The 8,818-nt window shown below is 60.7% G+C and carries 8 protein-coding genes; 4 read left to right on the forward strand and 4 right to left on the reverse strand.

Annotation, left to right across the window (positions count from 1 at the left end):
• The first annotated feature begins 125 nt into the window (after positions 1 to 125).
• Together ACIQ0Q_RS07795 and folE are read left to right on the forward strand one after the other, a co-directional pair.
• The gene (locus ACIQ0Q_RS07795) at positions 126 to 1,163 is read left to right on the forward strand and encodes a L,D-transpeptidase (protein WP_395772374.1); all 1,038 of its coding nucleotides are present in this window, start codon (positions 126 to 128) and stop codon (positions 1,161 to 1,163) included.
• A gap of 90 nt (positions 1,164 to 1,253) precedes the next feature.
• Positions 1,254 to 1,856 (forward strand): GTP cyclohydrolase I FolE, encoded by a 603-nt coding sequence (gene folE / locus ACIQ0Q_RS07800; RefSeq protein ID WP_395772375.1) that lies wholly within the window; start codon positions 1,254 to 1,256, stop codon positions 1,854 to 1,856.
• A 71-nt stretch (positions 1,857 to 1,927) separates the two neighbouring features.
• Here the strand turns inward: folE and ACIQ0Q_RS07805 are convergent, their stop codons facing one another.
• Complete coding sequence (locus tag ACIQ0Q_RS07805; RefSeq protein ID WP_395772376.1) at positions 1,928 to 5,440, reverse strand: indolepyruvate ferredoxin oxidoreductase family protein; 3,513 nt, start codon at positions 5,438 to 5,440, stop codon at positions 1,928 to 1,930.
• 129 nt (positions 5,441 to 5,569) lie between these two features.
• Between ACIQ0Q_RS07805 and ACIQ0Q_RS07810 the strand changes: the two genes are divergently transcribed.
• Positions 5,570 to 6,190 carry a hypothetical protein gene (locus ACIQ0Q_RS07810; protein ID WP_395772377.1) on the forward strand — a complete coding sequence of 207 codons (621 nt, stop codon included), beginning with the start codon at positions 5,570 to 5,572 and terminating at the stop codon, positions 6,188 to 6,190.
• 81 nt (positions 6,191 to 6,271) lie between these two features.
• On the opposite strand, the gene ACIQ0Q_RS07815 is transcribed toward ACIQ0Q_RS07810, so the two are convergent.
• The 3 genes from ACIQ0Q_RS07815 to ACIQ0Q_RS07825 are packed head-to-tail and all read right to left on the reverse strand — an operon-like array spanning position 6,272 to position 8,054.
• Positions 6,272 to 6,550 (reverse strand): GIY-YIG nuclease family protein, encoded by a 279-nt coding sequence (locus tag ACIQ0Q_RS07815; protein ID WP_395772378.1) that lies wholly within the window; start codon positions 6,548 to 6,550, stop codon positions 6,272 to 6,274.
• Positions 6,547 to 7,413 (reverse strand): bile acid:sodium symporter family protein, encoded by an 867-nt coding sequence (locus ACIQ0Q_RS07820; RefSeq protein ID WP_395772379.1) that lies wholly within the window; start codon positions 7,411 to 7,413, stop codon positions 6,547 to 6,549. The genes ACIQ0Q_RS07815 and ACIQ0Q_RS07820 overlap by 4 nt, the downstream gene beginning before the upstream one ends.
• A complete protein-coding gene (locus ACIQ0Q_RS07825) occupies positions 7,410 to 8,054 on the reverse strand; it encodes a putative 2OG-Fe(II) oxygenase (RefSeq protein WP_395772380.1) in 645 nt (214 codons plus the stop codon). The genes ACIQ0Q_RS07820 and ACIQ0Q_RS07825 overlap by 4 nt, the downstream gene beginning before the upstream one ends.
• A gap of 52 nt (positions 8,055 to 8,106) precedes the next feature.
• Here ACIQ0Q_RS07825 and ACIQ0Q_RS07830 point away from each other — a divergent pair.
• Positions 8,107 to 8,818: gamma-glutamyltransferase (locus ACIQ0Q_RS07830; protein WP_395772381.1), on the forward strand; the 712-nt coding region annotated here is incomplete at its 3' end.

Here is an 8,818-nt window from a genome sequence, read left to right on the forward strand (position 1 = left end):
TGCCCAAATTCTTAAAGTGTCGGGCGCTGGCGCCGACCACCCGTATATGGCGCATGTGAAGGAAAGCCGTTACCTTAAAGCCGTGTTCTGCCGTATTTTCTGATTCTTCCCATTAAGACCCTGCCATGAAAACGATCCTGCTTGCCACCGCACTGACTCTTGCTCTGTCTTCCCTGCATGCGCAGGCCACGCCACAGGCGATGCCGGCCACCACGCCGACCGACGCGCTCAAGCCCGGCCAGTGGGCCTGGTATGCCGAAGCTGTGCCGGAAGGCCCGATGCTGATGTTGGTCAGTATTACTCAGCAAAAAGCCTATCTATACCGCAACGGTGTGCGTGTGGCGGTGACTACGGTCAGCACCGGCAAGAAAGGTCACGATACGCCGACCGGGGTGTTCACCATTCTGCAGAAAAACAAAGACCACAAGTCCAATCTGTATAAGGACTCCAAAAACAAACCGGCGGCCATGCCCTACATGCAGCGCCTAACCTGGGACGGTATCGCCCTGCATAGCGGCAACCTACCCGGCTATCCGGCTTCGCACGGCTGCGTGCGCATGCCTGATGGTTTTGCGCAGCGCCTGTTTGCCGAAACCGAACTCGGCATGACCGTCATCGTCAGCAACGACAAGCTCAGCAGCCCGCAGAATGTGGTCGATCCAACCCTGTTTGCGCAATCCGTGGACGAAAAGGGCAAAGTAGTACCGGTCGAGCCGCTGTCGGCTTATGTAGCCTACCGCTGGCAGCCCGAAAAATCCCCGTTCGGCCCGGTCACTGTGCTGATCAGCACCCGCAACCAGACCGTGATCGCACTGCGCAACGGCATCGAAATCGGGCGCTCCAAAATCGGTGTAGTCGGCGGCGAACCGTTCGGCAGTCAGGCCTACGTAGTGATGGACGGCGTCGGTACCGAGCCCAGCCAGATCGTGCCGGATGAGATGGAACTGAAATGGCTGCGCGTCAATGCATCCGCCAGCGGCGTCGCGCCTGCCGCCGGCTTGGATCCAGCTGCCATTAGCCGTATCGCAGTGCCGGTCGACTTTGCGCGCCTGTTGTATTCCAGCCTGCAGCCGGGCAGCTCCTTGCTGCTGACTGATGAGCCGATTGCACTCGATGGCGTGCAGAACATGACCGTGCTGACCGACGAGCAGGATATCGACTGACAGCCCTGCGGTTGGCGTATCATTTGACTAAACGAATGTGGCCTTCACGGGCCGCCGGCGAAACTACCCCCATCTAAGCGAGGAGCTGCCATGGCCACCAAGAAAACCACCATCGCTAAACCCGCTGCCGTTTCCCAGGCTCAGGCCGAAGACGCCATCAAGCTGCTGCTGCGCTGGGCCGGCGACAATCCCGAGCGCGAAGGCCTGCTCGATACACCCAAGCGCGTGGCCAAGGCCTACAAGGAATGGTTCGGCGGTTATGAAATGCATCCGGAAACCTATCTGAAGCGCACCTTCGAGGAAGTGGAAGGCTACGACGAGATGGTGATCCTGCGCGACATCGAATTCGAATCGCACTGCGAGCACCACATGGCGCCGATCATTGGCGTGGCGCACGTAGGCTATATCCCGAACGGCCGCGTGGTCGGCATCAGCAAGCTGGCGCGGGTGGTGGAAGCCTACGCCAAGCGCCTGCAGGTGCAGGAAAAGATGACTGCGCAGATCGCGCGCTGCATCCAGGACGTGCTCAAGCCCAAGGGTGTGGGCGTGGTCATCGTGGCCAAGCACGAATGCATGACTACCCGCGGCGTGCACAAAACCGGTGTGAGCATGGTCACCAGCAAATTGCTGGGCAGCTTCCGTGACGATGCACGTACCCGCGCCGAGTTTTTGCAGTGTGTTGGCATGAAGTAAGGTTGTATCAATAGCACGAAATAAAAACGCCTCCTATCGGAGGCGTTTTTATTTCCCGCATTAGGAAGTGCTTAGACAAGTTTCGCCATCAACTCCGCCCACTGCGCTTTCACTTTTGCCACATGCTTTTCCTTCACATGCCCAAAGCCACGGATGTGCTCCGGCAGGCGCGCGAACTGCACCGCCTGCACGTGATTGCTGACCGACAGCTTCGACACGATGGTTTTGATGTCGCGCTGGTAGTCTTCAATCAGGGCGCGTTCCATTTTGCGTTCTTCGGTTTTGCCGAACACATCGAACGCGGTGCCGCGCAGGAACTTCAGATGGCGCAGGGTTTTAATCGCCGGCAGTGCCCAGGCGCCGTATTCCTGCTTAATCAGATGGCCGTCGGCATCCTTTTTGGCGAACAGCGGCGGCGCCAGATTCAGGTGCAGCTTGATGTTGCCCGCGAAGGTATCTTCGATCTGCTTCAAGAATGCCGGGCTGCTGTACAGGCGCGCCACTTCGTATTCGTCCTTGTAGGCCATGAGTTTGAAGAGGTACTTGGCCACCGCTTCGGACAGGCCGGTGTATTCCGGGGTGTGCTTGGCTTCCTCGCTGCGCACGAAGGCCACGAAGTCGCCGTACTGCTTGGCGTAGGCGGCGTTCTGGTATTCGGTGAGGAACTTGCTGCGCACCGCTATGGTTTCATCCAAGGATTGGCTGAGCTTACCTTCACCGACGAAGGCCAGTTCGGTGACGCTGACGCTATCGCCAAGGAAATCGGCGGCCTTGACTGAAGCGCCCATGCCGGCCGCGGCTTGCACGCCGGCCATATTAAATGCGGCCATGCGGCCCCAGGCAAAGGCTTTCTTATTCATTTCCACCGCGGCGCCGTTGAGTTCCACTGCGCGCATCAGGGCATCATACGACAGCGGTACCAAGCCTTTCTGCCAAGCGTAGCCAAGCATCAGCAGGTTGGTGGCGATGGCATCGCCCATCAAGGCCAGCGCCAGTTCGGTGCCGGCCACCTGCAGCGGTTCGCGGCCATCCAGCGCGGTGGTGACCGCGGCAATGATGTCTTTGGCCGGGAACTGCATGTCGGTGTTGCGGGTGAAGGTGCCGGGCATGGCCTGGTAATCGTTCAGCACCACGGTGCTGCGCTCGGCGCGGATTTTCGACAGCGCCCAGTAATCATTGACCACCACCATGTCGCAACCCAGCACCAAGTCGGCTTCGCCGGCGGCGATGCGTACGGCGTGGATGTCGTCCGGGGTTTTGGCGATGCGCACATGGGTGGTGACCGCGCCACCCTTCTGCGCCAGACCGGTTTGATCCAGCACGCTGCCGCCTTTGTTTTCCAAATGCGCGGCCATGCCGATCAGCGCGCCGATGGTGACCACGCCGGTTCCGCCGATGCCGGTAATCAGAATGTTCCAGGGCTGGTCCAGATTTGATTGGAAGTTCGGCGCGGGCAATGCCTCGAAATCCATCTGCACGTTCGGCTTGCGTTGTTTCAGCCCACCACCGGTCACGGTGACGAAGCTCGGGCAGAAACCCTTCACGCAGCTGAAATCTTTGTTGCAGTTGCTTTGGTCGATTTCACGTTTGCGGCCGAACTCGGTTTCCAGCGGCAGGATCGACACGCAGTTGGATTTCTCGCCGCAGTCGCCGCAGCCTTCGCACACTGCCGGATTGATGACGGTGCGTTTGGCCGGATCCGGCATCTTGCCGCGCTTGCGACGGCGGCGTTTTTCGGCCGCGCAGGTCTGGTCGTAAATGATCACGGTAGTGCCGGGTGTATCGCGCAGGCGTTTGGACACCGTGTCCAGTTCCGTGCGGTCGAAAAATTCCACGCCGCTCGGAAAAATCGAAGGGTTCGACCACTTCTCGATGTCATCGCTGAGCACCACGATGGTCTGCACACCTTCGCTGCGCACCTGATGCGCGATGTCGGGCACGGTCAGCGTACCGTCCACTGGCTGGCCGCCGGTCATCGCTACCGCGTCGTTGTAAAGAATCTTGTAGGTGATGTTCACCTTCGCGGCAATGGCCTGACGGATGGCCAGACTGCCGGAGTGGAAATAGGTGCCGTCGCCGAGGTTCTGGAACACGTGCTTTTCGCCGGTGAACGGCGCCTGGCCGCACCAGGTCACGCCTTCACCGCCCATCTGGGTGAAGGTGTCGGTGTTGCGGTCCATCCAGGTCACCATATAGTGGCAACCGATGCCGCCGAGTGCGCGCGAGCCTTCGATCACGGTGGTCGAGGTGTTGTGCGGGCAGCCCGAGCAGTAATGCGCAGCACGCGGAAATTCGGCGCGCGGCTTGGCCAGTTCCTTTTCTTTGGCAGCCAGGAAGGCCAGACGATTGTCGATAGTTTCCGATTGGAAGAATCGCGCCAGACGCTTGGCGATGACGCGGGCGATGCGCGCCGGGGTCAGTTCGTGCGTACTGGGCAGAATCCACTCGCCGGCTTCATCATACTTGCCGACCACGTGCGGACGCACGTCCCAGTTGAACATGTATTCCTTCATCTGCGATTCGATGAAGCTGCGCTTCTCTTCGACTACGATGATGTCTTCCAGTCCTTCGGCGAAGGCGCGGATGCCGACCGGTTCCAGCGGCCAGGTCATGCCGACTTTGTACACGCGGATGCCGATCTCGACCGCTTCGCGCTCACCGATGCCGAGGTATTCCAAAGCCTGCAGCACATCCAAATACGATTTACCGGTGGTCACGATGCCCAGGCGCGCTTTCGGCGAGTCGAACACGGTCTTGTCGATTTTGTTGGCGCGCGCGAAGGCCTGCGCCGCGGCCACCGCGTACTGGTGCAGACGCATTTCCTGGTCCAGCGGCGGATCCGGCCAGCGGATGTTCAGGCCGCCGGCGGGCAGCATGAAGTCTTCCGGAACGATGATGTCGAGCTGATGCGGATCGACATTGACCGAGGCCGAGGACTCCACGGTTTCGGCGATGGTCTTGAAGCCGACCCAGCGCCCGGTGAAGCGGCTCATGGCCCAGCCGAGCAGGCCCATATCGAGGATATCCTGCACCCCGGCCGGGTTCAGCACCGGCATCATCGCCGACACGAATTCCAGTTCCGAACCGTGCGGCAGGGTCGAGCTGCGGCAGGCGTGGTCATCGGCGGCCAGCGCCAGCACGCCGCCCATCGGCGAGGTGCCGGCGGCGTTGCCGTGCTTGAACACGTCACCGCAGCGGTCCACGCCCGGGCCCTTGCCGTACCACATGGAAAACACACCATCGACTTTGGCGCCCTCGAACAGATTGGTCTGCTGCGTGCCCCAGACCATGGTCGCGCCCAGGTCTTCGTTCAAGCCGGGCGTGAACACGATGTTGGAATCGGCCAGATGCTTCTTGGCTTTCCACAATTCCAGATCGAAACCGCCCAGCGGCGAGCCGCGGTAGCCGGAAATGAAACCGGCACTATTGACCCCGGCGGCGCGGTCACGCATCTGCTGCATCAGCGGCAGACGCACCAGCGCCTGCACGCCGGACAGGTAAATGCGGCCCTGCTGGCGGCTGTATTTATGATCGAGGGTATAGTCCCGGTCGATGCCGGGCGTGAGCGGGGAGGTCGAAGACATGGCCGAGCCGGTGAATTAAGACTGTAAATTATAACAGGACGGCTCCCCGGGCTTCTTCCCCAGGCGCCGACGGCCGCGCCGGGCTTGGCGCTATAATGGGCCGCATCCCCCATGAATCAGGAACTTCCCATGCGTCTCTCCGGCATTCTGCTGTTGGCTTCGGCCCTGACCCTGGCCGCCTGTGCCTCTTCCGGCCCGACCAAAGGCACCCAGCTGCAATCGAGCTGGTCCGACCCGTCGGTGACCCTGACGCCCGGCAAGAAAGTGCTGGTGGTGTTCCGCGATAAAGACGCCGCCAAGCGCCGCGAAGTGGAAACCGAAATGGCGGCCTTGGTGAAAGACGCGGCCTTGGGTGTGGATGTGCTGCCCGAGCGCGAAATGCTCACCGACTCCGAAGCCACCCGCTACCAGCTCAAGCGCAATGCTATCGATTACGTGCTGGTACTGCATTTCGATGGCCTGACTCCGCAGCTGGATTACAAGGCCGCCGATGTCTATCGCCAGCAATCCGACACCGGCTTGTACGGCTATTGGGATAACGGCTGGAAAGCCGCCTACGAAGGCGAGTCGATCACCAAGACCAACAAGGTGATTGCCCAGGCCGACACCCGCGTGTTCGATGTCGCCACCGGGAAGCTGGTGTGGTCTTCGAAGAGCCAGACCTTCAATCCGCAAAGCAGCCAGGCGGCCATCCGCGAAATCCTGAAGGCCAACGCCGATGGCCTGCGCAAGAGTGGCTTGATTCACTGAGTGGGCCTACGCGTATAAAAAACCCCGCCGCGGCGGGGTTTTTTGTGGGTCATAGCATCGGGTCCCAAGGGGTGGGCCAGGTCATCGGTTGCACGATTTGCAAGGCGCACTGAAAAACCCCGGTTTGTCGACCCGCGACAGTTTCTTCAGCGCCGCTTCGGCTTTGGAGGCACTGGAGCGGTCCGGATAAACACGCGTGGCTAGCAGCCGGATCGGCGGATGTGCGCGCGTGTAACGGGCACCGGTGCCGGCGGTGTGTTCGGCGTAACGCCGGTCCAGATCGGTGGTGATGCCGGCATACAGGCTGGTGCCGGTGCCGGTGCGGCATTCCAGCAGATACAGATGCCAGACCGTGCTCATGCCGCCCGGGCAGGGCGATTCAACCAGGCCGCAAACAGCCCGGCGGTAATGAACATGCTGATCGAATAAAACGCCGCGGGAACCGCCATCACGCTGTTTTCCAGAACGGTGAAGGCGATGAACAGCGCCAGGGTCCCGTTATGGATGCCGATTTCCATGGCAATCGCGATGGCCTGCCGGCGCGGCAGCTTCAGCACGAGCGGTACTGCGTATCCAATCAGCAGGGAAAGCACATTGAATAGCACGCAGGCCAGTCCGATGATCGCCGCATACTCGGCCAGCAGCCGCCATTGCTGCACCATGGTCAGCACCACCAACAGCGCAAGCAGCAGCACCGAAAACAGACGCAGCGGTTTTTCGACGCGGTCGGACCACTGCGGCCAGGTGCGCCGGATGCCCATGCCGAGAGCGACAGGCACCAGAATAATCAGACCGACTTCGATGATTTTGCCGAAGGGCGGTGGCACCGCTTGATCGGCCGCCATGAAATAGGCCAGCGAGAATCCGACGATCAGCGGCAGACTGAGCAGACATAGCAATGAATTGACTGCAGTCAAAGTGATGTTCAAGGCCACATCGCCACCGGCCAGATGCGAATAGATGTTGGCGCTGGCACCGCCCGGCGCCGCCGCCAACAGCATCATGCCTACGGCCAGTTCCGGCGGCAGATTCAGCAGCAGACACAGACCGAAGCAGACCGCGGTCAGCAGCAGCATCTGCACGCCAAGACCGATCAGCACCGGTTTGGGTTGGCGCAGGATGCGGGCGAAGTCGGACGGATGCAGGGTCATGCCCAGGCCGAGCATGATGATACCCAGCGAAGCCGGCAGCAGCACGCTGCTGATAAGGGCGGTGTCGATCATTTGAAATGCATCGCGCAGTTCAAGGCTACGGTGATGCGCTCGCCCTCGCCGTAGAAGGGCATGACCTGATGCTGCACCCAGGACGGAAAAATCACCAGCATGCCCGGTTTGAGGTCGAAGGCGTAATTGCCGAACTGGTAAGGAAAACCGAGTTGGGAATTACCGGCGTCCAGATACATCTGGGTCATCGGATTGATGAAGTTGAGACGGCCCGACTCGGGCTGGTCGGCGTCGTGCTCGCCGGCGCTGACGCAGTACACCGCCGACCACGAGGCCATCGGATGGTTGTGCACACCGAAGAAGCCGCCACGGCGGGTGATGTGGAACCAGGCGTCGGTCACGATTTGCAGGCGCGCCATGCGCGCGGCATCGTAGCGGTTGAGTTCGGCCACAGTCTGGGCAGTCCGCGACAGACAGAATTCACGCAGCTCGGCGATGCAGGCTTCCGGCCACTTGAACAGGTCGAAATTGCTCTCGAAAAGTTCCTTGTTGCGTGCCGTGTACGGATTCGGGTTGGCGAAGCGCGGACCCTGGGCTTCACGGCGCAGGAACAATTCGCGCAGGGCCTGATTTAAACTGGCACAATCATCGAGTTGTTCGAAGGCGTATGGAACGCTGAAAATCGGATTGATCTGGGCCATGGCCACCACCGGAGATGTTATGACATTGTGCCAAAAATTATTGGTCCTGAGTATGACCGTGCTTTACGGCCTGCCACCGGCCGCGGCCGGCGACCGCATTGCCTCGAAGCCGTTCGCCACCCGTTCGGAAGTATTTGCGCCGCACGCCATGGCCGCGACCTCGCACCCGCTGGCGACCCAAATCGCCTTGGACGTGATGAAACAGGGCGGCAGCGCGGTCGATGCCGCCATCGCCGCCAATGCCGCGCTCGGACTGATGGAGCCAACCGGCAACGGCATCGGCGGTGATCTGTTCGCCATCGTCTGGGATCCGAAGACCAAGAAACTCTATGGTTACAACGGCTCCGGACGTTCGCCGGGCAAACTTACGCTGGAATGGTTCCAGGCCAAGGGCTACAAGGACATCCCGAGTTACGGCCCGCTACCGGTCACAGTCCCCGGCACCGTGCGCGGCTGGCAGGATCTGCATGCCCGCTTCGGTAGCCGGCCGTTTGCCGAAAACCTGGCGCCGACCATCCGTTATGCCCGTGAAGGTCATCCGGTGGCAGAGACCATTGCCTATTACTGGAATCTGTCAGTGCCGCGTCTGGGCCAATACCCCGGCTTCACCGAACAGTTCACTCTCAACGGTAAAGCGCCGGTGAAAGGCCAGGTCTGGAAGAATCCGAATCTGGCCAATACCCTGCAGGCCGTCGCCGACGGCGGCGCTGATGCATTCTATAAAGGTCCGATTGCCAAAACCATCGCCGATTACATCCAAGGCC

Origin of the sequence: Arenimonas sp. (assembly GCF_044348765.1) — a bacterium.
In the GTDB taxonomy this organism is placed as follows: Bacteria; Pseudomonadota; Gammaproteobacteria; order Xanthomonadales; family Xanthomonadaceae; genus Arenimonas.

Excerpts from the sequence above, each read along its gene's own strand:
- ACIQ0Q_RS07795 (WP_395772374.1), top strand. The coding sequence starts at position 126 with ATGAAAACGATCCTGCTTGCCACCGCACTGACTCTTGCTCTGTCTTCC.
- folE (WP_395772375.1), top strand. The coding sequence starts at position 1,254 with ATGGCCACCAAGAAAACCACCATCGCTAAACCCGCTGCCGTTTCCCAG.
- ACIQ0Q_RS07805 (WP_395772376.1), bottom strand. The coding sequence starts at position 5,440 with ATGTCTTCGACCTCCCCGCTCACGCCCGGCATCGACCGGGACTATACC.
- ACIQ0Q_RS07810 (WP_395772377.1), top strand. The coding sequence starts at position 5,570 with ATGCGTCTCTCCGGCATTCTGCTGTTGGCTTCGGCCCTGACCCTGGCC.
- ACIQ0Q_RS07815 (WP_395772378.1), bottom strand. The coding sequence starts at position 6,550 with ATGAGCACGGTCTGGCATCTGTATCTGCTGGAATGCCGCACCGGCACC.
- ACIQ0Q_RS07820 (WP_395772379.1), bottom strand. The coding sequence starts at position 7,413 with ATGATCGACACCGCCCTTATCAGCAGCGTGCTGCTGCCGGCTTCGCTG.
- ACIQ0Q_RS07825 (WP_395772380.1), bottom strand. The coding sequence starts at position 8,054 with ATGGCCCAGATCAATCCGATTTTCAGCGTTCCATACGCCTTCGAACAA.